Origin of the sequence: Streptomyces sp. B21-105 (genome assembly GCF_036898465.1) — a bacterium.
Taxonomy (GTDB): Bacteria; Actinomycetota; Actinomycetes; order Streptomycetales; family Streptomycetaceae; genus Streptomyces.
Window position 1 is genome coordinate 2,066,230 of sequence record NZ_JARUMJ010000001.1, and the last position, 22,066, is coordinate 2,088,295.

A 22,066-nucleotide genomic window follows, 5' to 3' on the forward strand; every position below is an offset into this window, starting at 1 on the left:
TGACCCGCCGTCCGCAGGACGATCGGGTGGGAGTTCGGAGCCTCCACTTGTGGGCCGGGTCCGCCTGCTGGATGGCACGCGTGTCCGACCGGTCGTTACACGAGATTAGCAGCTCGGACAGGCGGGCGCTAATCCGTCGCCGTCCGCCTCCTGCTGTCAAGGGGGCGTGCGGCGGGTCCTATCGTGTGGGGCATGAGTGACACCTCCCCCGGCGATGCGGCCGGCTCCCCCGACTTCGACGAGATGACCCGCGACATCGCCGAGGTCCCCGCCGTCGAGGTGATCGTGACGGTCGCCGTGAACCTGATGAGCGCCGCGGCCGTGAAACTCGGGCTGACCGAGGAGGGCGACAAGTACAAGGACCTGGACGAGGCCCGCAAGCTGATCACCGCGCTCGCCGGACTGCTGGACGCGAGCGCGACCGAGATCAGCTCCTTCCACGCCGCGCCGCTGCGTGATGGCCTGAAGTCGCTGCAGCTGGCGTTCCGCGAGGCGTCGGTCGTGCCGGACGAGCCGGGGAAGGGGCCGGGCGAGAAGTACACCGGCCCGATCTACGGCTGAGCCTCGGACTGCGGGCCCTGGGACGGCCGGCCCTGGGACGGCTCATCCACGCGCGGTTCATCCGCGGACGTACAGGGGCTCGCCCGGAGGCGTCGCCCCGGCCGGCAGCAGTGCCAGGTCGAGGCCGCGTACCAGGCGGGCCCTCAGTGTCTCGTCGGCGGCCAGCCGGCGGGCCACCGCCCGGCCGGCCTCGGCGGGATCGGCCGACGGGTCGAGGACGAGGGCGAGGGTGCCGCCGGCGCCGCCCGGCCCGAGGTGGGCGCGGACGACTTCCGGTCCGGCGGCCACGGCGGCCCGCACCGCGGCGACGACGGCCGGGTCGTCGAGCGGGTCGGTGGAGGTGCGGCCCTCGGCGAGCGCGAGGAGAGCCGGCCCGGTCAGCTCGAAGGGCACCGGCCCGGCCAGGTCGAGGACGAGCGTGTCCGCCTTCTCGTGTGCGGCCGCCTGCAGCGCCTGGTGCAGGGGGACGGCCACCGGGCGGGCCTCGGGGTCCCAGCGGGCGAGGGTGTCGGTGGAGCTGAAAGCGGGCAGGGCGGTGCGGGCGCCGGCCTTCAGGGTCGGGACGGCCATGTCGCTGGTCTTCTCACGGCGCAGCCCGTTCTCGTCCTCCTCCACCTCGCCGAGGACGGCCACCACGGGCACCAGGAGCCGGGCGCCGCGGAGGGCTTCCAGCACCGGTCCCATGGCGGTGCGGTCCTCGGCCCAGGCGGCGAGCGCCGCGCTCAGCCCGGGGTCGGCGGAGCCGTCGTCGTCGGAGAAGCCAGGGTCGGGAATGTTCTTGTTCGCCACGGTCGTCGACCCTATCGGGGGTATGCCGCCGGTCTCGTGCCGGGCCGGAAACGCGGCGGTGACCGCTTTCACAGGATTTTCAGTCCTTGCTGAGGCAGCTCTTACGTCCGCCCCACGGTCCGCACAGTCACCGCCTCCACCATCGCGGGCATGGAGTCCACCGGAGCACGTCGCCGTCGCCGCGCTCGTCCCGCCCGACGCCGTTTGTTCCTCCCTGTCGCGCTCGCCGTGGCAGCGGTCCTGGGGGCGACGGCGGCCGGGACCGTCTACGTGAAGACGCAGGCGCACCCGCGCGCCGGAGCCGTATCGTCGTCGTCCGGATCGGGAGGCGGGGAGGTGGCGGCTGTGGCGGTGCCCGATGAGGACCACGACGCGCTGCTGGCGTCGGCGATGGAGTCGGTGACCGTGCCGGGCGAGGCCGCGGTGTCCGTGGCGGTGCTCGCCGTGGACTCCGGGGCCGCCGCCGTGTACGGCGGGAGCTCCTTCGACACGGCGAGCATCGTGAAGGTGAACATCCTGGCGGCTCTGCTGCTGCAGGCGCAGGACGCGGACCGCCGTCTCACGGCGGCCGAGAAAGCGTACGCCGCCGCGATGATCGAGAACAGCGACAACGACTCGGCGTCGGCGCTGTGGCGGACCATCGGGAAGGCCGTGGGGCTCGACGCGGCGAACGAGCGGTTCGGACTGACGGACACCGCGGGCGGCGAGGGCATGCTGTGGGGACTGACCCAGACCACGGCCGCCGACCAACTCACGCTGCTGCAGCAGGTGTTCGGCGACGCGTCGGACCTGAGCGAGGCGTCGCGGACGTACCTCCAGGCTCTGATGGGGCGGATCGCCGTGGGCCAGCGGTGGGGCGTCTCGGCCGCGGCCGAGGGCTCCTCGTGGGCGCTGAAGAACGGCTGGCTGCCCCGCAGCACGACCGGACTGTGGGACGTCGACAGCATCGGGCGGGTGACCGTCGGCGGCCACGACTACCTGGTGTCCGTGCTGTCGAACGGCAACGCCACGCAGGCCGCGGGGGTCTCCCTGGTGGAGACGGTGGCGAGGACGGCGGTGTCGGTCGTCGCGGGCGGCGACACCTCGGCATCGACCTCCGGGACGTCGGCGTCGGCGTCGGCTTCAGCGTCCGCCGTGTCCGACCGGTAGACGACGGCTTAGGGCGTCCGCCGTGTCCGGCTAGAGGGCCTCGTAGGGCTCGTGCGCGTCGCGTTCACGGCGGCCGCGCCACAGCAGCACCGCCGTCACCAGAAGTACGCCCCCGGTGCCGCCCGCGAGCAGCCCGGCCCAGCTCGACGTGGCATCTTCCGTCGTCGGCTCGTCCGGTCCGGAGCCGAAGTACCGCTCGCCGTAGGCCGCGGACTGCAGGCCCTCGGGCTTGAGGCGGTCGGCGGCCCTGATCGCGGCGGCCGGGTCGATGAAGCCGTAGCCGCGGGAGTCGTCGCGGCCGCCGTTCGGGGCGTTGCGGGCGGTGTCCTCCAGGAGCTTCTTGATCTGCGCCGGGGTCAGATCGGGGTGGGCGGCCTTGACGAGCGCCACCGCTCCCGAGACGAACGCGGAGGCCGCGCTGGTCCCCCAGCCCTGGTAGTACTTGTGGTCCGGATCGGCGATGACGACGTCGACGCCTGGCGCGCTGACCGTGGCGTACCAGCGGCGGGTGGAGAAGGACGCGCGGGTGCCGTAGCGGTCGACGGCGGTCGCGGCGATGACGCCCGGGTAGGCGGCCGGATACGAGATGTGGTCGCCCTTCTCGCCGCCGTTGCCGGCCGAGGCCACGACGACCGAGCCCTTCTTCAGCGCGTACTGGACGGCCTCGTCCTCGGCGGGTTCGGGATGCGCGGAGGCGGAGTCGTCGCCCAGGGAGAGGTTGATGACGTCGGCGCCCTGGTCGGCGGCCCAGCGGATGCCCTCGGCGAGGGCGTTGCCGCGGGTGTTGCGGGCCTTGGCGCGCTGCGGGTCGCCGTCCTCGAGGATCACCCGGACGGGGAGGATCTTCGCCTCCGGCGCGATGCCGAGCACGCCGTCGTCGTCGCCGTAGCCGTGTCCGTGGCCGGCGATGATGCTGGCCATGGCGGTGCCGTGGCGGGCCCAGGCGCGGTCGCCGGGCACGGCGCCGAAGCCGACCAGGTCCTTGCCCGTGAGGACGTTGCCGGCGAGGTCGGGATGGTCGGCCTCGACGCCGGTGTCCAGGACGGCGACCGTGACGCCCTTGCCCTTGGTGGTCTGCCAGGCCTGTTCGGTGTGCAGGGCGGTCAGGGCCCACTGCTGGGCGCGGATGCCGTCGGCGTGGGCCTGGGCGGCCGGCAGGAACGCGACGGAGCAGGCGAGCAGGCAGCTGAGGAGTCCCGCGCGGCGGGCGGTGGTGCGTCGGCTCATGAGGACTGCTCCGAGGACTGCTCCGAGGACTGCTCCGAGGGCGGCGTGACGACGGTCTTGCGCAGGCCGCGTTCGATGCGGTCGGCCAGGCCCTGCGCCTCGTTGCCGAGGCCCGCCTGGGCAGGGGCGGTCGTGGCGCCGGACGCGGTGGCCGCGGGCGCGGGCTGCGGGGTGTCCACGGCGCGGCCGTCGGCCCAGCCGGAGACGGCGTACACGACGACCGGCGCGTCGGTCAGGACGGAGATCGTCCACGCGGCGCGCTGCTTGTCGCCGAAAGCGGCTGCCACGGTGCCCTTCGCGGCGTACGGACGGGGCATCAGATCCGCCCGTTTCGCCAGGCCCTCCTTCGTGACGCGTGCGTCGAGGGAGCGCATGGCGGGCGCGTCGGCCCTGGTGAACAGCAGGCCGACGGTGGTCACGTAGCTCTGGGTGGCGTCGGTGTAGGTGGCCCGCAGCAGCCGCTCGCAGCCGACCGGGGCGAGGACCCTCAGCAGCAGCGGGTCGAAGGCGTCGGCGCAGCCGCCGTCCGGGGCGACGGCGATCCGTGTCCAGGCGCGGTCGGCGCCGCCGGGACCGGCGCCCTGGCCGTCCACCGTGGGCGGGAACAGCTGGTCGACGGGCACGTTGTGCCACAGGCCGCCGGCGGTGACGTAGGCGCTGCGATCGGCGTCGTCCCCCGAGCCGCCGACGAGCCAACTGCCGGTCAGGGCACCGCCGATGAGGCCGAGCCCAAGGACGGCGCAGACCGCGGCCGCGGCGGTGCGTCCCCGTCGGCCGAGGATCCAGGGCGTGTCGCGGTATCCCTCGGGGCGCGCGAACGTCACCACGGGCCGCAGGGCGCCGTGGCCGCCGCCCGGGGACATGGGAGCGCTCCAGGAAAGGGACGGGTCGGGGGCGGCCTCGGGGCGCCGCGGCGCCTCCGGAGCAGGGGGCGCGGAGGGCACGGGGGGCGCGGACGGGGGCGGCCCGGCGAAGTCGGGTTGCCGCAGAGCCGCGGCGGGACTCCACGCCGGTCCGTCGTCCGGCCGCGGGACCTTCGGGAGGTCACCGCGCGCGGCAGTGCCGGCCGCCTCCGGCGCGGGCACCCAGTCACGCGGCAACGGCGTCCAGGCGCGTTCGGACGTGTGAACGGTCTCGGCGCCGGTTGCGCGGGTGCTCTCAGGACCTGCGGGGCGCGGTTCGTCCCGGTCGGCGGGGGCGGGGCGCGGACCCTGCCGGTCCGGGGCACGGGGGTCGTCGCGGTCGGCGGAGCTCGGGGCAGTCGGCGCAGTGGGCCTGGAGGCGTCCGGCCGGGTGGGCCGAGGGGCCGGGTCGAACGGCCGGAACGAGCCCGTCCCGTCGGGGCTGCCGACGGGCGGACGGGACGACGACGCCCTGCCGGCGCCCGGCCGGTCGTCCGGGGCGCTACGCGGCACCTCACCGGCCGCAGGACGCGGAGCCCCACCGGCAGCAGGGCGCGGGGTCGCGCCGTCCGCAGGACGCCGAGCCTCACCGGCCGGGGGGCGCGGGGCCTCACCGGCCGCAGGACGCGAAGGCCCCCCGACCCCTGAACGCCACGCCTCACCGGCCGCAGGACGCACAGCGCCGCTCTCTGCGGGACGCCGATCATCACCGGCCGCAGGACGCGAAAGCCCGCCGACGGCGGGACGCGGTGCCGCCCCGCCCTCCGGGCGCGGAGGCTCACCGACCGCAGGACGCCACGCCTCACCGGCCGCGGGGCGCGGGGGTTCCCCGACCGCGGGACGCGGGGCGTCTCCGACCGCGGGACGCGGGGGCTCACTGGTCGTGGAGCGCGGGGGCTCACCGGCTGCGGGACGCGGGGGCTCACCGGCTACGGGGCGCGGGACGGCCGGGGTCGTGGGGCGGGAGGCCGAGGGCGACGGGCGGAAGAAACTCGTGGTGAAGGGGCGTGCGGCAGCCGTGTCGGCGGCGGCCCGCTCGTCGGTGGGCGGGGGCGCCGGCCTCGCGGGGCGCGGGGCGCGGCGGAAGTCATGGGGCGGGGCAGGACGCGGGACGGCGGGCGGGCGCTCGTCGGGCGGCGTGGGCCTCACGGTGTCGTCCTGCCGCGGGAGCTGCGCGGGGCCGCTCGGAGGGGGCGGGGTGTCGGGGAAGCGGGCCGACGCGGGCGGCGGGGGCGGGGTCATGGCGTCCGTGTACCGGGCCCGCAGCGTGGTGAAGCGGGGGGCGGTGCGAGGGCTGGGGGGAGCGGTGTCCGCGGCGGCGGGCATGCCGCCGTCCTCGGCCGTGCCGGTGTCCCGGGTGTGCGGCGCCGATGCCCCGGGGCCGGGTGTCGCGCGGGGCGCGGGCTGCCGTCCCGCCGGGTCGGACGCCCCACGAGGTGCGGGCCGGCGTCCCGCCGGGGTGGGTGTGGTGTGAGGGGCGGCTTCGCGTTCCGCACGGGCGGGTGCCGGGCGGTGCGGGGGCTCCTGCGGCAGCCGGCCGGGGCCGGTCGGGCGGGTGGTGCTCGCGCGGGCGGGCGCCCCGTCCGCCGCGTCGGTGGCGGGGGCGGGCGGCTGGGCCGGGCGGGGCGGGGTGCTCGGGCGCGGAGGTACGCCGGGGTGGGGAGGCACGTCCGGGTGCGGGGGAACCGAGGCGCGGCGTGCTTCCGTACTCATGCACCCCCCGTTTCCTCGTCCCCGGGCCCGTCGTTCTCGTACGCGGGCCGTCGGTCCGCGCCCGGGCGACCCGGCGCGACGACCCGGTCGTCCGCTGCGGGCAGGTATACCCGCGCGTGCGGACCGGCATCCCGACACGGCTGTCCGGCCGGAGCCGTTCCTCCGTACGTGCGCGTCACTCTACGGCTTGTCGCCGGTCGAACGGGAACCAGTCCGCGCCCCCCGGGGGCATTAGCCCGGAACGTCCCCCTACCCTGCGGTAATCCTGTCTGGCAGGCTTCCTTCATGACTGCGCGCGCCGCCGACCGGGCCCGTTACGACCGGGCCACCGCCCATCTCGACGCCCCGCTCGCCCTTGTGGACCTGGACGCCTTCGACGCGAACGCCGAGGATTTGGTCCGCCGGGCCGGCGGCAAGCCGATCCGGGTCGCGAGCAAGTCCGTGCGCTGCCGGACGCTGCTGGAACGCGTCCTGGCGAAGGACGGCTTCGCCGGGATCATGTCGTTCACCCTCGCCGAGTCGCTGTGGCTGGCCCGCTCCGGCTTCGAGGACATCCTCCTCGCCTACCCGTCGGCCGACCGCGGCGCCTACGCCGAGCTGGCCGCCGATCCCAAGCTCGCCGCCACCGTCACCGTCATGGTCGACGACGTCGCGCAGCTCGACCTCATCGACGCGGCGCGGGCCGGCGGCACCGAAGTCATCCGTGTCTGCCTGGAGTTGGACACCTCGCTGAAGCTGCTCGGCGGCCGGGTCCGGGTCGGCGCGCTGCGCTCGCCGCTGCACTCCCCCGGCCAGGTCGCCGACGTGGCACGGGCGGTGGCCCGGCGGCCCGGCTTCCGGCTGGTGGGGATCATGGCGTACGAGGGGCACATCGCCGGCGTCGGCGACGCCGTCGCCGGGCGGCCCCTGCGGTCCCGGGCGATCCGGCTGATGCAGGCCACCGCCCGCCGGGAGCTCGCCGAGCGGCGCGCGGCCGTGGTACGCGCGGTGCGGGCCGTCGTACCGGACCTGGAGTACGTCAACGGCGGCGGCACCGGCAGTGTGCAGCACACCGCCGCGGAGGACGCGGTGACGGAGATCGCGGCAGGGTCGGGGCTGTACGTGCCGCGGCTCTTCGACAACTACACGTCGTTCAGCGGGCGTCCGGCCGCGCTGTTCGCCCTGCCCGTCGTGCGCAGGCCCGGCGTCGGGGTGGTGACCGTCCTCGGCGGCGGCTACCCGGCATCCGGTGCGGCGGGGCCCGACCGGCTCCCGGTGCCCCACCTCCCCGAGGGTCTGCGTTACGACCCCCAGGAGGGTCCCGGCGAGGTGCAGACGCCGCTGCTCGGCTCCCCGGCCGACGATCTGCTGATCGGCGACAAGGTGTGGTTCCGGCACGCGAAGGCCGGCGAGCTGTGCGAGCGGTTCGAGGTGCTGCACCTCGTCGAGGGCGACGCCGTGACGGCGACCGTGCCGACGTACCGGGGCGAGGGTCACACCTTCCTCTGACCGCCGCCCCGGCCCGCCGTGTTCTACAGCGGGGTGACGTACGCCCCGGAGATCCCGCCGTCCACGAGGAAGTCGGTGGCGTTGACGAACGAGGAGTCGTCGCTGGCCAGGAAGGCGACGGCGGCGGCGATCTCCTCGGCCTCGGCGAACCGGCCGACGGGGATGTGGACGAGGCGGCGGGCGGCCCGCTCGGGGTCCTTGGCGAACAGCTCCTGCAGCAGCGGGGTGTTGACCGGCCCGGGGCACAGGGCGTTCACGCGGATGCCCTCGCGGGCGAACTGCACGCCGAGTTCGCGGGACATGGCGAGGACGCCGCCCTTGGACGCCGTGTACGAGATCTGGGAGGTCGCCGCGCCCATCCGGGCCACGAAGGACGCGGTGTTGATGATGGAACCGCGGCCCTGTCGGCGCATGTAGGGGATGGCGGCCTTGCAGCACAGGTAGACGGAGGTCAGGTTGACCTCCTGGACGCGCCTCCAGGCCTCCAGGCCGGTCTCCAGGATGGAGTCGTCGTCGGGCGGGGAGATGCCCGCGTTGTTGAAGGCGACGTCCACGCTGCCGTAGGTGTCGTAGGCGGCCTGGAACAGCGCCTCGACCTGCTCGGGGTCGGTGACGTCGACCTTCACGAAGATCCCGCCGACCTCCTCGGCGGCCGCCTTGCCGCGGGTCTCGTCGACGTCGCCGCAGACGACGTGCGCGCCCTCCAAGGCGAGCCGGCGTGCGGCGGCGAGGCCGATGCCGCTGCCGGCGCCGGTGACGACGGCCGTGCGGCCGACCAGGCGGCGGCAGATGTTCTCGTCGGGCAGGGGGGTGGATGACGTCACTGTGCGGGGCCCTCCGTGCTGATGAAGACGTTCTTGGTCTCGGTGAAGGCGGTCAGGGCGTCCGGACCCAGCTCACGGCCGACGCCGGACTGCTTGTAGCCCCCGAACGGGGTCCAGTAGCGGACGCTGGAGTGGGAGTTGACGGACAGGTTCCCGGCGCGCACGGCCCGTGAGACGCGCAGCGCGCGGCCGACGTCCCGGGTCCAGACGGAGCCGGAGAGGCCGTAGGGGGTGTCGTTGGCGAGCCGGACCGCGTCTGCCTCGTCGGTGAAGGGGAGCAGCACGGCGACGGGTCCGAAGATCTCCTCGCGGGCGGCCGCGGAGTCGGGCCGTTCGCCGGTGAGCACGGTCGGCGGGAACCAGAACCCGGGGCCTTCGGGGGCGCTGCCGCGCAGTGCCTGCGCGTCGTCCGGCACGAACGACCGTACGCGGTCCACCTGCTGACGGGAGATCAGCGGCCCCATCCGGGTCGCCTCGTCGGCCGGGTCCCCGACCACCACCGCGGCCAGCTCGCGTGCCAGGTGGTCGGCGACCTCGTCGTACACCGACTCCTGGACGAGGATCCGGGTGCGGGCGCAGCAGTCCTGGCCGGAGTTGTCGAGGAAGGAGTACGGATCGACGGCGGTCTTCAGGTCGGCGTCGGCGAACACGATGTTCGGGCTCTTGCCGCCGAGTTCCAGGGTGACCGGCTTGACTTGACGGGCGCAGCGCTCCATGACCTCGCGGCCGGTGCGGGTGGAGCCGGTGAACACGATCTTCGCGGCGTCCGGGTGGTCGACGAGGGCCCGGCCGGCGATCGCGCCGTACCCCGGCAGCACCTGGAAGAGATGCTCGGGCAGGCCTGCCTCCAGGGCGAGTTCGGCCAGCCGCAGGGCGGTGAGCGGGGTGGTCTCGGCGGGCTTGAGGACGACCGCGTTGCCCGCGGCGAGGGCGGGGAAGGCGCCCCAGGCGGCGATCGGCATGGGGAAGTTCCACGGGGCGATCACGCCGACCACGCCGAGCGGCTCGTGGAAGGTGACGTTCCAGCCGCCGGGCACGGGGATCTGGCTGCCCAGGAGGCGCTCGACGCCGCCGGCCGCGTAGAACAGCAGGTCGCGGGCGTTGCCGGCCTCCCAGCGGGCGTTGCCGAGGAGGTGGCCGGCCTCGCGGACCTCGAGCAGGGCCAGGTCCTCGACGTGCGCGTCGACCACGTCGGCGAAGCGGCGCAGCAGGCGTGCGCGGTCGGCGGGGGCGGCCGCGGCCCAGGCGGTCTGCGCGGCGTCCGCCCGGGCGACCGCACGGTCCACGTCAGCCGCGTCGGCGGCCGGGACGACGGCGACGACCTCCTCGGTGGCCGGGTTGAGTACGGTCAGCTCGTGCGGGGTCTGCTGGTGTGGAGACTGCTCGTGCGGAGACTGCTCGGGGGAACGGTCGTGCGGGGACCGCTCGTGCGGGTGGGACAAGGCGGGACCTTTCACAGACGTTCGAAGGAGCGGCGCAGCTCCCAGTCGGTGACCGCGGCGTCGAAGGCCTCGAGCTCGACGCGTGCCATGTTGCGGTAGTGGGCGACGACCTCCTCGCCGAAGGCGGCCAGTGCGATGGGGCTGGCCGACCAGAGCTCGGCGGCCTCGCGGAGCGTCGTGGGGACGTGCGCGTAGTCGCCGGCGTAGGCGTTGCCGGCGCAGACCTCTGGCAGCTCCAGCTTGTGCTCGATGCCGTACAGCCCGGCCGCGACCAGACCGGCGACGGCGAGGTGCGGGTTGACGTCGCCGCCGGGGAGGCGGTTCTCGAAGCGCGTCGAGCGGCCGTGGCCGACGACCCGCAGCGCGCAGGTGCGGTTGTCGTGCCCCCATGCGACGGCGGTCGGGGCGAAGGAGCCGGGCTGGAACCGCTTGTAGGAGTTGATGTTGGGGGCGTAGAGGAGAGAGAAGTCGCGCAGGGCGGCCAGCTGTCCGGCGAGGAAGTGCCGCATGACCTCGGACATGCCTTCCGGGTCGTCGGCCGTGCCGGCCATCACGTTCGCGCCGTCCGCGTCGGTGAGCGAGAGGTGGATGTGGCAGGAGTTGCCCTCGCGCTCGTTGTACTTGGCCATGAAGGTGAGGGAGACGCCCTCCTGGGCGGCGATCTCCTTGGCGCCGGTCTTGTAGACGGCGTGCTGGTCGCAGGTGATCAGGGCCTCGTCGTAGCGGAACGCGATCTCGTGCTGGCCGGGGTTGCACTCCCCCTTGGCGGACTCGACGGTGAGGCCGGCGCCGGCCATCTCGTTGCGGATGCGGCGCAGCAGCGGCTCGATGCGGCCGGTGCCGAGGACCGAGTAGTCGATGTTGTACTGGTTGGCCGGGGTGAGCCCGCGGTAGTTCGCGTCCCAGGCGGCCTCGTAGCTGTTCTTGAAGACGATGAACTCCAGCTCGGTGCCTACCTGGGCGGTGAAACCGTGCTCGGCGAGGCGCTCCAGCTGGCGGCGCAGGATCTGGCGCGGGGCGGCGACCACCGGCGAGCCGTCGTTCCAGGCGAGGTCGGCGATCAGCATCGCGGTGCCGGCGTTCCAGGGCACGCGGCGCAGGGTGGCCAGGTCGGGGTGCATCGCGAAGTCGCCGTAGCCGCGCTCCCAGGACGACATGGCGTACCCGTCGACGGTGTTCATCTCCGTGTCGACGGCGAGGAGGTAGTTGCAGCCCTCGGTGCCGTGCCGGAGCACCTCGTCGAGGAAGAATCCGGCGGCGAACCGTTTGCCCTGGAGCCGCCCCTGCATGTCGGGGAAGGCGAGGACGACGGTGTCGATCTCACCGCTCGCCACGAGGGCGCGCAGCTCCTCGACGCCGAGCGGGGGTGTGCGGTCTGCCACGGGAAGGGCCTCCTTCGGCTGCCCGGCTCCCTCGTCTTCTTCGGGCGGGCCGGGAGCCATAAGGTATTGCGGAGAACCATTGCTTGGGAAGGGGGCGCGGCACGATGTCGGTGGACGCTGACGGCGGACAGGACGACCGGCTGACAGCGGTGCTGCGGCCGGTGCGGGCCGGAAACGGCTTCGAGGAGGCGCTGGAGCAGATCCTCCAGGTCGTCCGGCTGGGTCTGGTGCCGGGCGGCGGACGGCTGCCGGCCGAGCGGGAGCTCGCGGAGCGGCTCGGGATCAGCCGGGTGACGCTGCGCGAGGTGCTGAAGGTGCTGCAGGACCAGGGGCTCGTCGAGTCCCGTCGGGGCCGGTACGGCGGAACGTTCGTGCTGCCGCGCACGGACGCCGGCGGCGAGGACGAGCTGCGCAGGCGGATCGCGGAGACCGACGTCGAGGACGTGCTGCGGTTCCGCGAGGTGCTGGAGTCGGGCGCGGCGGGCCTGTGCGCGTCGCACGGTCTGACGGAAGAGCAGGGGCGTCGGCTGCGCGAGGCCCTCGCCGCCACCGGGAACGCGCCGCCGGCCGACTATCGTCGACTCGACACGATGTTCCATCTGACCCTCGCCGAGCTGTGCGGCTCCCCCTCGCTGACGGCGCGGTACGCGGCCGTGCGGGCCACCGTGAACGACCTGCTCGACTGCATCCCGTTGCTGGTGCGCAACCTGGAACACTCGCAGCGGCAGCACACCGCGGTGGTGGAGGCGGTGCTGGACGGGGACGCGGACGGCGCGCGGGAGATCATGCGGGAGCACTGCGCGGGCACAGCGGCCCTGCTCAGGGGCTTCCTGACCTGAAGTGTGCCGGACAGCGAGCAAAGGTTCGAACGATGTCCATTGAAGGTCGACCGGGAGAACGTATGACGGTGACGGGTCACGGCGCGAAGCCCCCGAACAGGCCGGGCGGGCCGGTCGGGTCGGGCGGGTCCGTCGGGTCGGGCGGGTCGGTCGGCAGGCCGCTGATCGGCGTGAGCACGTATCTGGAGCCCGGTACGCGCTGGCGGGTGTGGGAGTTGGAGGCGGCGCTGCTGCCCGCGGCGTATCCGAGGCTCGTCCAGCGGGCCGGCGGGCTGGCCGTGATGCTCCCGCCGGACGCGCCCGACCACGCGGCGGCGGCCGTGGCCCGCCTCGACGGTCTGGTCGTCGCGGGCGGCCCGGACGTCGATCCGGCCCGTTACGGCGCCGAACGCGATCCGCGCACCGGCCCGCCGGCTCCCGAGCGGGACGCGTGGGAGCTGGCCCTGATCGAGGCGGCGCTGGCGGCGGACGTCCCGCTGCTGGGCGTCTGCCGAGGCATGCAACTGCTGAACGTCGCCCTCGGCGGCACCCTGATCCAGCACCTCGACGGGCACGTCGAGGCCGAGGGCGTCTTCGGCGGCCACCCGGTCAAGCCGGTGCCGGGCACCCTGTACGGCGGGATCGTCGACGCGGAGGACGTGGTGCCGACCTATCACCATCAGGCGGTGGACCGCCTCGGCGCGGGCCTCGTGCCGTCGGCGCACGCGGCGGACGGCACCGTGGAGGCCGTCGAACTGCCCTGTGCCGGGTGGGTCCTCGGGGTGCAGTGGCATCCGGAGATGGGCGACGACCTGCGGGTCGTGCGCGCCCTCGTGACGGCCGCGTCCCACCCCGCCGCCTGACGCCGCCCGCCACCTCAGCCCGCCGCCTGAGCCCGCAGCCCCGCGCCGCCTTGTCTTGTCTTGTCTCGCGTCCGGCGCACGCCCGCGCCTCGCGCCCCGGACGTTTCGCCGGCGGACGCCTCGCCGCGCCCGCCCGTCAGCCTCGTGTCAGGGACAGCAGTTCGCGGGCCGGGCCGGTGGGGCGGTGGCCCGTCGGCCAGACGGCCCTGAGGTCCCGGGCCAGGGAGACTCCCTCGACCGGGATGCCGACGAGCCTGCGCAGCGCCAGTTCCTCGCCGACCGCCAGTTCGGAGAGGACGGCCGGCCCCGCCCCGCTCACCACGGCCGCCTTCACCGCCGTCGTCGAGGAGAGCTCGATCAGCGGGCGGGCCAGGCCGCCGAGGGCCGTGTCGAGGACCTGCCGGGTCCCGGAGCCCTTCTCCCGCAGGATCAGCGGCGTCGACGCCAGTTCGGCGGCGGGCAGCGGGCGCCGGCGGCGGGCCCACGGGTGCGCGGGCGCCGCGACCACGATGAGGCGGTCGTGGGCTATCACCGCGGAGTCCAGACCGGGCGGGACCGTGAGGCCCTCCACGAAGCCCAGGTCCGCCTCCCCGGCCAGCAGCCGCTCGGCGACGGCCGCCGAGTTGCCCGCGTGCAGGGACACCGCGGTGTCCGGCCGGCCGGCGCGCAGGGCGAGCAGCCAGCCGGGCAGCAGATACTCGGCGATGGTCATGCTGGCCGCCACCCGCAGCCGGGAGTCGCGGCGGTCGCGCAGCGCCTGCGCGCCCGCGTCGAAGGCCTCCGCCGCATCGACGATCCGCCGCGCCCAGTCCGTCACCAGCGCGCCCGCGTCCGTCAGGCGGGAGCCGCGGGGCGACCGGTCCACCAGTGCCACGCCCAACTGGCGTTCCATGGACCGGATCCGGCTGCTCGCGGCCGGCTGGGTGATGCCGAGTTCGCGCGCGGCCGCGCCGAGGCTGCCCAGCCGGGCCACGGCCAGCAGCAGTTCCAACGCGCCCAGGTCCGGAACGCGGTGGGCGATCGAACCCCCGCCGCCGGGCCCTTGTTCCTGCGCGTCCCGCGCACCCACCGCACTCCCCATAAGCCTAGTTTATGTCCCCATAGAGTCATCGTCCCTGGTGGCGGCTGCCCGGCCCGGCGACCGTGAAGTCATGGTCACCGCCGCCCAGCCCCTGTTCGCCTGGGGCGTGGCCGCCGCGCACACCGTCCGCGGGCTGCTCAGCGGAGAACTGCTCGCAGCGCCCCGCCCAGCACCCGCGGCGCCTCGGCCAGTGACGGCCCGTACCACGTCAGGTGCCGTCCGCTGACCAGCGCGCAGGGCAGGCCGGGAAAGGCCTCCGGGCCGTCGTCGGCGGTGAAGCGATAGGGCTCGTCCGGCAGGACGACCAGGTCCGGGCGGGCGGCGAGCAGGTCCTCGACCGCGATCCGCGGGTAGCGCTCGCCGTGCCCGGAGTACACCTGGTGGACGCCCAGGCGGGCCAGCACGTCCCCGGCGAAGGTGTCGCGGCCCAGCACCGTCCAGGGCCGGCGCCAGACCGGGACGACGGCCGTCCGGCGGGCGAGCGGCCCGGGCGCCGCCCACGCCTCCTCCGCCTCGGCGAGCCATCGCGGTCGCGCGGGTCCGCCGCATGCCCGGAGCACCCGAGAGAGCTCCCGGAAGGCCTGCGCGACGCTGCGGACGTCCGTGACCAGCACGTCGAGACCGGCCGCGCGCAGTGCCGCGAGGTCCGGCCGGCGGTTCTCCTCCTCGTTGGCGATCACCAGGTCGGGGGCGAGCGCGACGACGCGGCGCACGTCGGGATTCTTGGTGCCGCCGATCCGGGTGACGTCCAGGTCGGCCGGGTGGGTGCACCAGTCGGTGGCGCCGACCAGGGCGCCGGGCACGGTCACGGCCACCGCCTCGGTGAGCGACGGCACCAGCGAGACGACCCGCACTACCGTTTGCGGCCGCGGTCGCGGTCGCGTACCGCCTCGATGTGCTCGGCCACGGCGACGACGATCACTCGGGTGTCCGGCTCGGTCGCCCGCCAGCGGTGCCGGACCCCGCCGGTGAGGTACAGGGTGTCGCCGCGGCCCAGCCGGTAGGCGCGCCCCTCCGCCTCGATCTCCACGGCGCCGTCGGCGACGTACATCAGCTGGTCGTTGCGGTACTGGAACTCGCGGCCCGCGTCATGGTCGCCGGTGAACTCGGAGGCGTGCATCTGGTGGTGCCCGCGGACCAGGGATCGCGAGCGCGGCTCCGGCTCCGGGACCAGACCGGCGCCGGTGCCCGGCTCGGTGACGTCGGCGCGGACGACGTCGACGCTGCACGCCGGGTCGGCGGCGGCGAGGAGTTCCACGGCGGTGGTGCGCAGCGCGTCGGCGACCTTCTCCAGGGAGCTGGTGCTGGGCCGCGCCCGGTCGTTCTCGATCTGGCTCAGGAACGGGACGGAGAGGCCGCTGCGCTCGGCCACGACGGCGAGGGTGAGCTCCAGGGAGCGGCGTCGGCGCCGCACGGCCGCGCCCACCCGCAGGGGCTGTTCTTTGTGGTCGCCCATCGCTCCGGCTCCCTCCTTCGCTCGTCGGCGCGGTTTGTCCTCGGACACGTTCTCCGATGGTGCCTTAAAGAGTTCTCTGGTGAGTTCTCTGCACCCTACGCATGTTCGGCAAACCGTTTCACGGGCCTGCCACATCGACGGCGCCCGGCGTGACGGCCGACCTCACAGTTCACGCCAGCCGACATGACCCCAGGGGCCCCGGCGGGGAGGCCCGCCCGGCGGTCTACCGGTTCAATGCGCGGGCGGCCGCCCGTGTTCCCGCCCGTCCCCGGTCCGGGGAGAGCCGGTCCTGGTCTGAGCGTAGCGCTCCGTGGTTGGCCGGATCCATGCCGTGGACGAACCCGGACCACGTGGTCGTGCCGGCACGACCACGCCTCCACCACGACACGACCACGGCACGACCGCGCCTGCACCACGACACGAGGGACGGGCCGGGCCGACGCGCTGCCGCATGCCTTCGCCTGCGGGAACGGGCCGGGCTTCCACGCACCATCGGCAGCGCATGCCCGCCGGTCGGCGGGGCCTTCGTGCGGCATGATGCGTGGCGTGACCGGACGACTGATGCTTCTCGACACCGCCTCGCTGTACTTCCGCGCCTACTTCGGCGTCCCGGACTCCGTGCGGGCGCCCGACGGCACCCCGGTGAACGCGGTGCGCGGGCTGCTGGAGTTCATCGACCGGCTGGTGAAGGACCACCGGCCGGACGAGCTGGTCGCCTGCATGGACGCCGACTGGCGCCCCCAGTGGCGGGTCGACCTCATCCCGTCCTACAAGGCGCACCGCGTCGCCGAGGAGCGCGAGAGCGGGCCGGACGAGGAGGAGGTGCCGGACACCCTCTCGCCCCAGGTGCCGATCATCGAGGCGGTCCTGGACGCGCTGGGCATCGCGCGCGTGGGCGTCGCCGGGTACGAGGCGGACGACGTGATCGGCACGTTCACCGGGCGGGCGAAGGGCCCGGTCGACATCGTCACCGGCGACCGCGACCTGTACCAACTCGTGGACGACGCACGCGGGGTGCGGGTCCTGTATCCACTGAAGGGCGTCGGCTCCCTGCAACTCACGGACGAGGCCTGGCTGCGCGAGAAGTATGGGGTCGACGGGCGCGGGTACGCGGACCTGGCCCTGCTGCGCGGCGACCCGAGCGACGGCCTGCCGGGCGTGCCGGGCATCGGGGAGAAGACCGCGGCCAAGCTGCTGGCGGAGTTCGGCGATCTGGCCGGGATCATGGCGGCGGTCGACGACCCGAAGACGAAGCTGACGCCGTCGCAGCGCAGGCGGCTGGACGAGTCGCGGCCGTACGTCGCCGTCGCGCCCAAGGTGGTCAGGGTCGCCGACGACGTGCCGCTCCCCGAGGTGACCACCGCCCTCCCCAGCGCGCCGCGGGACGGCGGGACACTGGAGGCGTTGGCGGCGCGCTGGGGTCTCGGCGGGTCGCTGCAGCGGCTGCTGACGACGCTCGCCGCACGGCGCGCGTAGGCGTCGCCTCGAGGGAAGGGCGTCGCCAGGGGAAGAGATGCTAACTTAGGCATACCTAACAAAGGATGACTGGGAGGCCGTCATGGCAGAACGTCCGGCACGGAAGCCGCGGAAGGCCCACTCCGCGCAGGTCGTCCGCACCGAACGGCTCACCCCGCACATGCAGCGCGTCGTGCTCGGCGGCGAGGGCCTCGCGGAGTTCGGCGCGGGCGCCTGCACCGACCACTACGTCAAACTCCTCTTCGGCCCCGACGGCGTCACGTACCCCGAGCCCTTCGACCTGGAGCGCGTCCGGGCCGAGTTCCCCCGCGAGCAGTGGCCCGTGACCCGGACGTACACCGTGCGCCACTGGGACGCCGAACACCGCGAGCTGACCCTCGACTTCGTCATCCACGGCGACGAGGGCCTCGCCGGGCCGTGGGCCACGCGCGTCCAGCCGGGCGAGACCGTCCGATTCCTGGGCCCCGGCGGCGCGTACGCCCCCGACACCTCGGCCGACTGGCATCTGCTGGCCGGCGACGAGAGCGCCCTGCCGGCCATCGCGGCCGCCCTGGAGTCGCTGCCCGCCGGCGCGGTCGCCCACGCCTTCATCGAGGTGGCCGGCCCCGAGGAGGAGCAGAAGATCGACTCCGACGTGGAGGTCGTCTGGCTGCACCGCGGTGAGCGGCCGGTCGGCGAGAAACTCGTCGAGGCCGTGCGGGCGTTGGAGTTCCCCGAGGGCCGCCCGCACGCCTTCGTGCACGGCGAGGCGGCCGGCGTGAAGGAGCTGCGCAGGCTCCTGCGCGTCGAGTTGCAGATCCCGCGTGAGGACCTGTCGATCTCCGGCTACTGGCGGCTCGGCCACAACGAGGACGGCTGGCAGGCCGCGAAGCGTGAGTGGAACGCGCGCGTGGAGGCGGAGCAGGAGGGCGCGGTCCCGGCCGCGTGAACCGCCGGCAGCGGCCCGGCCGCATGCAGCCGGCGGAAGACGGCCCGCCCTCGTGGAGCGGGTCGCCGGACACCTCGCCGGCCGCCGTCGGGCGCCTCCCGGCCGCGGCAGGCAGGCTCGCGCCGCCGCCCGACGGCCTGTGGCTGGTGCTGGTGCCGCTCGGACAGGCCTTCCGGGGTCTGCTCTTTCACGGTCTGAAGTCGGCCGGCTCCCCCGTTCCGTGGAACCGTCGCCACCCGTCGACGCCGGGCAGCGAGCCCTTTCTGAGCTCCTCGAGGAAGCCGCCGACCCATTCCGCCTGCGCCTGGACCATGTGCAGCTGGTACTCGACCTCCACGAGGAAGAGCCGCGGCACCGTCTCCGACGCCTTCGCCAGTGCGCCGCGCCCGCTCGCCAGCTGCACCTCGAGCGAGCTCAGCCGGGTCTCCAGCAACCTCTCCACCTCGTCCGGCGGCAGGGCCGCCATCAGCGACAGGGCTGTCTCGAAGACCGGGTACTCCTTGGCCGGGATGGCGAGCAGGTCGGACAGCCACTCGGCCATCTCCTCCCGCCCGGCCCCGGTGAGTCCGTAGACCGTGCGCTCGGGACGGTTGCCCTGGCGCTCGACGCCGGTCACCTCGACGAGGCCGTGCTTCTCGAGGTTCTGCACGACGGTGTAGAGCGAGCCGTAGTTGGTCTTGGTGCTGGTGTCCTTGCCCTGACTGCGCAGGGTCTGGGCGATCTCGTATGGGTGCATCGGCTTCTGCAGAAGCGTCGTCAGCACGGCGAGCGCCAACGGGTTGCCGGGCTTGCGGCGTTTGCCCGCCACGACGATCACCTCACTCTCCGCCGGTCGGCGGTCGGTCGACTCCGCGCCTTCACACCTTCGTCCACACCTGGTCACGGCTTCAGCCAGGCGCGTTCGACCACGAATATCCGTAGCCGAACATATCGCGACTGCCCGCCAATCCCCAGAGACGCGATGTAACGCGATCGGAGAAAACCGGAGGGACGTGAGGACTTGGGCCCGCTCCCGACACGCCCGCGTGACGCGGATGAAACAGCCGGTCCCTAATTTCTGTCGCCCGACAGGAATTCCGTTCCCTGGGCCCAAGGCAGGTTCCGCCGTGACGACGACCACGACTCCCACCGACGTACGTCCCGACCCGCCGCACCACTCCGACGTGGGCGACGGCTCTCTCGCCGAGTTCGGCTACCGCCAGGAACTGCATCGCAGCCTGGGCCGGTACGCCTCGTTCGCCGCCGGGTTCTCCTTCATCTCCGTCCTGACGACCGTCTTCCAGTTCTTCGCCTTCGGGTACTCCTTCGGCGGCCCGGTCTTCTTCTGGGCCTGGCCCCTCGTGCTGGCCGGACAGTTGCTGGTCGCCGCGTGCTTCGCGGAACTGGCGGCGCGCTACCCGATCTCCGGCGCGATCTACCAGTGGTCCTCGCGGCTGTCGACGCCGTCGTTCGGCTGGTTCGCGGGCTGGATCATGGTGATCGGCCAGATCGTGGTGGTCGCGGCGGCGGCCCTCGCACTGCAGATGGTGCTGCCGGCGATCTGGCCCGGCTTCCAGTTGATCGGCGACGACCCGGCGCCCACCTCACCCGACGGCGCGGCCAACGCGGCCCTGCTCGGCGTGGTCCTGCTGGTGCTGACCACCCTCGTCAACGTCCTGGACAACCGGGTGATGTCCTTGGTCAACCGGGTGGGCGTGACCGCCGAGATCATCGGCGCCGTCCTCATCGCCGTCCTGCTGCTGACCCACTCCGAGCGGACCCCCGGCATCACCTTCCACACCACGGGCGCGGCCCAGTCCGGGCTGTTCGGGGCGCTCGCGGTGGGCTCGTTCACTGCCGCCTACGTGATGATCGGCTTCGACAGCGCGGGCGAGATGAGCGAGGAGACCCACCACCCCCGCCGTACCGCGCCCCGCACGATCCTCACCGCGCTCGGCGCGGCCGGACTGCTCGGCGGGCTGATCGTGCTCGGCGGACTGCTGGCCGCGCCCAGCCTCAGCGACGGCCGCCTCGGCGTCGACGGTCTCAGCTACGTCCTCACCAGCAGCCTCGGCGACGGCGTCGGCAAACTGCTGCTGGCCGACGTGGTGGTGGCGATCACGGTGGCGACGCTCGCCATCCAGACCGCGGCCTGCCGGATGCTGTTCTCCATGGCCCGCGACGGCCAGCTGCCCTTCTCCGCCCGCCTCGCGCGCGTGAACCCCCGCACCGGCATGCCGAGCGCCCCCGCGCTGGTGGTCGGCGTCCTCGCGGCGGCCCTGCTGTTGCTCAACTTCGCGTCCCCGGACGCCTTCCTGGCCATCGGCACCACCTGCATCGTGATGCTGTACCTGGCATACGCGATGGTCACCGGCCCGCTGCTGGTGCGCAGGCTGCGCGGCGGATTCTCCTCGGCCGGCACGGACGAGACGGGCGCCCCGCTGTTCTCCCTGGGCCGCTGGGGCGTCCCGGTGAACGCCCTGGCGCTCCTCTACGGCCTGCTGATGACGGTCAACCTGGCCTGGCCGCGGGCCGCGGTGTACGACCCGGCGGGCGGCCACTGGTACTTCCAGTGGTTCACCCTCATATTCCTACTGTTCACAGTGGGAGCGGGTGCCCTGTACCGGGCTGTGAGGGCACAACGAGGGCACACTGCTTCGGAAGGGTCACCCGCGGCAGTGCCCGCAGAATCCGCCTGATCTCCCCCGCAGTCACGTCCTCCACGGGCGCCGCCGTCACTCCGAGTACGGATTCGATGGCGGCGGCCGTGGTGTCCTCAGCAGTCGGCCAGAGACCGGTGTACTTGTCGAGCGTGATCGACGGCTTCGAGTGGCCGAGGCGCACCTGCACGGTCTTCACGTTCTCCCGCTGCGTGATCAGGCACGAGGCGTAAAAGTCGCGCAACCCGTGCAGCGTCAGCTTGTCCGACACCCGCACGGCCGAACCCGCCTCGGTCAGAGCCTTGTTCGCGTCCTCCCGCATCCGCTTCCATACGCGCGTCCAAGTCGACCGGCGGATCGGTCGGCCGCTGTCGTCGGTGAACAGCAGCCGGACCGTTCGCACAACCGGCTTGAGCGGGTCGGTCCGGTCCTCCAGCTGCCGACCGACCGCAGGGAAGTCGCGTAGGTGGTCCCGCACGGCCGCCAGAGCCGACGGGGCCAACGGCACCTCCCGATACGACTCCGGCGTCTTCAGCGGGCCGATGTACTGCGCTCCGCTGTCGGGCGTCACCAGCTGCTGACTCGCCTCGACGACGGCGCGCTCGGCGTCGACGTGGGCCTCGAGGCCGAACAGCTCCCCCTGCCTCAGGCCGCTGGACGCGGCGAGCCGCACCAGGGCCCTGTACCGGGCCGGCGCCGCCTTGATGAGGGCGAGGACGGCGTCCGGGTGCGGGATGAGGACGCCCCGCCGCACCTCGGGGAGCTTCACGCCCTCGCACGGGTTGACCCGGATCGCCCCGTCGAGGACGGCCATGCGCAGCACGGTGTTCAGCACCTCGAAATGGCTTCCGACCGTGGATGCCTCGTACCGGTCGGCCTGCGACTTCACCCACGCCTGCACGTCGGCGCGCTTGATGCTGGCCACGCCGCGGTTCCCGAACGCCGGGTAGAGGTGCAGCCGTAGCGTCCGCTCGACGCGTCCCCCGGTGCGTTCACGGTGGATCGCCGACGTGCGCCAGGCCTCCCCCAGCGTGCGGAACGTCTCGCGGCCGGCGGCGCGGTCGATGAACTGGCCCTTGTTGAGGTCGGTCTCGACCTCGGCGGCCCGGGCCACGGCCGGCGGCTTGTTGGCGAAGTTCTCTTTGCGCTGCGCCCCGTCGGCGTCGCGATAGCGGACCTGCCAGCGCTTCCCCTTGCCGTGGTCGGCTCCCGGGTACACGGTCTTGGTCTTCGTGCTGCACGTGGCGCACGGCACGGCACCCGCGGGCGGACGGGACAGATGCCACCGGTCGTACACCTCAGCCATCGAACGTCTCCCCTCGCGGTCC

Annotated in this window: 19 protein-coding genes; 8 read left to right on the forward strand and 11 right to left on the reverse strand. The window is 73.8% G+C overall.

Annotation, left to right across the window (positions count from 1 at the left end; all coding sequences use genetic code 11):
* Positions 1–192 precede the first annotated feature (192 nt).
* Positions 193–561 (forward strand): DUF1844 domain-containing protein, encoded by a 369-nt coding sequence (locus QA802_RS09270; RefSeq protein WP_334519841.1) that lies wholly within the window; start codon positions 193–195, stop codon positions 559–561.
* Between the two features lie 57 nt (positions 562–618).
* Here QA802_RS09270 and QA802_RS09275 read toward each other — a convergent pair whose 3' ends face one another.
* Complete coding sequence (locus QA802_RS09275) at positions 619–1,350, reverse strand: SseB family protein (RefSeq protein WP_334534437.1); 732 nt, start codon at positions 1,348–1,350, stop codon at positions 619–621.
* Between the two features lie 150 nt (positions 1,351–1,500).
* On the opposite strand from QA802_RS09275, the gene QA802_RS09280 reads away from it, so the two are divergent.
* Positions 1,501–2,499 carry a serine hydrolase gene (locus tag QA802_RS09280; protein WP_334519844.1) on the forward strand — a complete coding sequence of 333 codons (999 nt, stop codon included), beginning with the start codon at positions 1,501–1,503 and terminating at the stop codon, positions 2,497–2,499.
* 30 nt (positions 2,500–2,529) lie between these two features.
* On the opposite strand, the gene mycP is transcribed toward QA802_RS09280, so the two are convergent.
* Positions 2,530–3,726, reverse strand: coding sequence for a type VII secretion-associated serine protease mycosin (gene mycP / locus QA802_RS09285; protein ID WP_334519847.1), 1,197 nt, complete (start codon positions 3,724–3,726; stop codon positions 2,530–2,532).
* On the reverse strand, positions 3,723–4,589 hold the full coding sequence (locus QA802_RS09290) for a hypothetical protein (RefSeq protein WP_334519850.1): 867 nt from the start codon (positions 4,587–4,589) through the stop codon (positions 3,723–3,725). Before QA802_RS09290 ends, mycP begins: the two co-directional genes overlap by 4 nt.
* 2,037 nt (positions 4,590–6,626) lie before the next feature.
* Between QA802_RS09290 and QA802_RS09295 the strand changes: the two genes are divergently transcribed.
* Entirely contained in the window at positions 6,627–7,829 is a 1,203-nt protein-coding gene (locus QA802_RS09295) for an amino acid deaminase/aldolase (protein ID WP_334519853.1), read from the forward strand.
* A gap of 23 nt (positions 7,830–7,852) precedes the next feature.
* Here QA802_RS09295 and QA802_RS09300 read toward each other — a convergent pair whose 3' ends face one another.
* The 3 genes from QA802_RS09300 to QA802_RS09310 all read right to left on the reverse strand — a co-directional run bounded on the left by QA802_RS09300 (position 7,853) and on the right by QA802_RS09310 (position 11,477).
* Entirely contained in the window at positions 7,853–8,635 is a 783-nt protein-coding gene (locus tag QA802_RS09300) for a 3-oxoacyl-ACP reductase (protein ID WP_334534440.1), read from the reverse strand.
* A gap of 14 nt (positions 8,636–8,649) precedes the next feature.
* Complete coding sequence (locus tag QA802_RS09305) at positions 8,650–10,005, reverse strand: aldehyde dehydrogenase family protein (protein ID WP_334534443.1); 1,356 nt, start codon at positions 10,003–10,005, stop codon at positions 8,650–8,652.
* 101 nt (positions 10,006–10,106) lie between these two features.
* Positions 10,107–11,477: a glutamine synthetase family protein gene (locus tag QA802_RS09310; protein WP_334519856.1), complete on the reverse strand. Its 1,371-nt coding sequence runs from the start codon at positions 11,475–11,477 to the stop codon at positions 10,107–10,109.
* A 104-nt stretch (positions 11,478–11,581) separates the two neighbouring features.
* Here QA802_RS09310 and QA802_RS09315 point away from each other — a divergent pair, with 104 nt between their 5' ends.
* Positions 11,582–12,316 carry a FadR/GntR family transcriptional regulator gene (locus tag QA802_RS09315; protein WP_334519859.1) on the forward strand — a complete coding sequence of 245 codons (735 nt, stop codon included), beginning with the start codon at positions 11,582–11,584 and terminating at the stop codon, positions 12,314–12,316.
* A gap of 161 nt (positions 12,317–12,477) precedes the next feature.
* A complete protein-coding gene (locus tag QA802_RS09320; protein WP_334534445.1) occupies positions 12,478–13,158 on the forward strand; it encodes a gamma-glutamyl-gamma-aminobutyrate hydrolase family protein in 681 nt (226 codons plus the stop codon).
* Between the two features lie 136 nt (positions 13,159–13,294).
* Here QA802_RS09320 and QA802_RS09325 read toward each other — a convergent pair whose 3' ends face one another.
* The 3 genes from QA802_RS09325 to QA802_RS09335 form a co-directional block, all read right to left on the reverse strand.
* Positions 13,295–14,239 (reverse strand): LysR family transcriptional regulator, encoded by a 945-nt coding sequence (locus QA802_RS09325; protein ID WP_334519862.1) that lies wholly within the window; start codon positions 14,237–14,239, stop codon positions 13,295–13,297.
* A gap of 137 nt (positions 14,240–14,376) precedes the next feature.
* Positions 14,377–15,093, reverse strand: a complete 717-nt coding sequence (locus QA802_RS09330; RefSeq protein ID WP_334519865.1) for a helical backbone metal receptor — start codon at positions 15,091–15,093, stop codon at positions 14,377–14,379.
* Complete coding sequence (locus QA802_RS09335; RefSeq protein ID WP_319166153.1) at positions 15,093–15,695, reverse strand: helix-turn-helix domain-containing protein; 603 nt, start codon at positions 15,693–15,695, stop codon at positions 15,093–15,095. Before QA802_RS09335 ends, QA802_RS09330 begins: the two co-directional genes overlap by 1 nt.
* A 537-nt stretch (positions 15,696–16,232) precedes the next feature.
* Between QA802_RS09335 and QA802_RS09340 the strand changes: the two genes are divergently transcribed.
* Both QA802_RS09340 and QA802_RS09345 read left to right on the forward strand, forming a co-directional pair.
* A complete protein-coding gene (locus QA802_RS09340) occupies positions 16,233–17,171 on the forward strand; it encodes a 5'-3' exonuclease (protein ID WP_443042267.1) in 939 nt (312 codons plus the stop codon).
* Between the two features lie 82 nt (positions 17,172–17,253).
* On the forward strand, positions 17,254–18,099 hold the full coding sequence (locus QA802_RS09345; protein WP_334519873.1) for a siderophore-interacting protein: 846 nt from the start codon (positions 17,254–17,256) through the stop codon (positions 18,097–18,099).
* Positions 18,100–18,286: 187 nt separating this feature from the next.
* Here the strand turns inward: QA802_RS09345 and QA802_RS09350 are convergent, their stop codons facing one another.
* Positions 18,287–18,907, reverse strand: a complete 621-nt coding sequence (locus tag QA802_RS09350) for a PadR family transcriptional regulator (protein ID WP_334519875.1) — start codon at positions 18,905–18,907, stop codon at positions 18,287–18,289.
* Positions 18,908–19,205: 298 nt separating this feature from the next.
* Here QA802_RS09350 and QA802_RS09355 point away from each other — a divergent pair, with 298 nt between their 5' ends.
* A complete protein-coding gene (locus tag QA802_RS09355; protein ID WP_334519878.1) occupies positions 19,206–20,777 on the forward strand; it encodes an amino acid permease in 1,572 nt (523 codons plus the stop codon).
* Here QA802_RS09355 and QA802_RS09360 read toward each other — a convergent pair.
* Positions 20,677–22,044, reverse strand: a complete 1,368-nt coding sequence (locus QA802_RS09360; protein WP_334519881.1) for a tyrosine-type recombinase/integrase — start codon at positions 22,042–22,044, stop codon at positions 20,677–20,679. The two genes, QA802_RS09355 and QA802_RS09360, sit on opposite strands and share 101 nt — an antisense overlap.
* Positions 22,045–22,066 lie beyond the last annotated feature (22 nt).

What these genes read in the sequence shown, in the direction of transcription:
- QA802_RS09270 (WP_334519841.1), top strand. Translation starts at nt 193, where the DNA reads ATGAGTGACACCTCCCCCGGCGATGCGGCCGGCTCCCCCGACTTCGAC.
- QA802_RS09280 (WP_334519844.1), top strand. Translation starts at nt 1,501, where the DNA reads ATGGAGTCCACCGGAGCACGTCGCCGTCGCCGCGCTCGTCCCGCCCGA.
- mycP (WP_334519847.1), bottom strand. Translation starts at nt 3,726, where the DNA reads ATGAGCCGACGCACCACCGCCCGCCGCGCGGGACTCCTCAGCTGCCTG.
- QA802_RS09290 (WP_334519850.1), bottom strand. Translation starts at nt 4,589, where the DNA reads ATGTCCCCGGGCGGCGGCCACGGCGCCCTGCGGCCCGTGGTGACGTTC.
- QA802_RS09295 (WP_334519853.1), top strand. Translation starts at nt 6,627, where the DNA reads ATGACTGCGCGCGCCGCCGACCGGGCCCGTTACGACCGGGCCACCGCC.
- QA802_RS09315 (WP_334519859.1), top strand. Translation starts at nt 11,582, where the DNA reads ATGTCGGTGGACGCTGACGGCGGACAGGACGACCGGCTGACAGCGGTG.
- QA802_RS09325 (WP_334519862.1), bottom strand. Translation starts at nt 14,239, where the DNA reads ATGGGGAGTGCGGTGGGTGCGCGGGACGCGCAGGAACAAGGGCCCGGC.
- QA802_RS09335 (WP_319166153.1), bottom strand. Translation starts at nt 15,695, where the DNA reads ATGGGCGACCACAAAGAACAGCCCCTGCGGGTGGGCGCGGCCGTGCGG.
- QA802_RS09340 (WP_443042267.1), top strand. Translation starts at nt 16,233, where the DNA reads ATGCGTGGCGTGACCGGACGACTGATGCTTCTCGACACCGCCTCGCTG.
- QA802_RS09345 (WP_334519873.1), top strand. Translation starts at nt 17,254, where the DNA reads ATGGCAGAACGTCCGGCACGGAAGCCGCGGAAGGCCCACTCCGCGCAG.
- QA802_RS09360 (WP_334519881.1), bottom strand. Translation starts at nt 22,044, where the DNA reads ATGGCTGAGGTGTACGACCGGTGGCATCTGTCCCGTCCGCCCGCGGGT.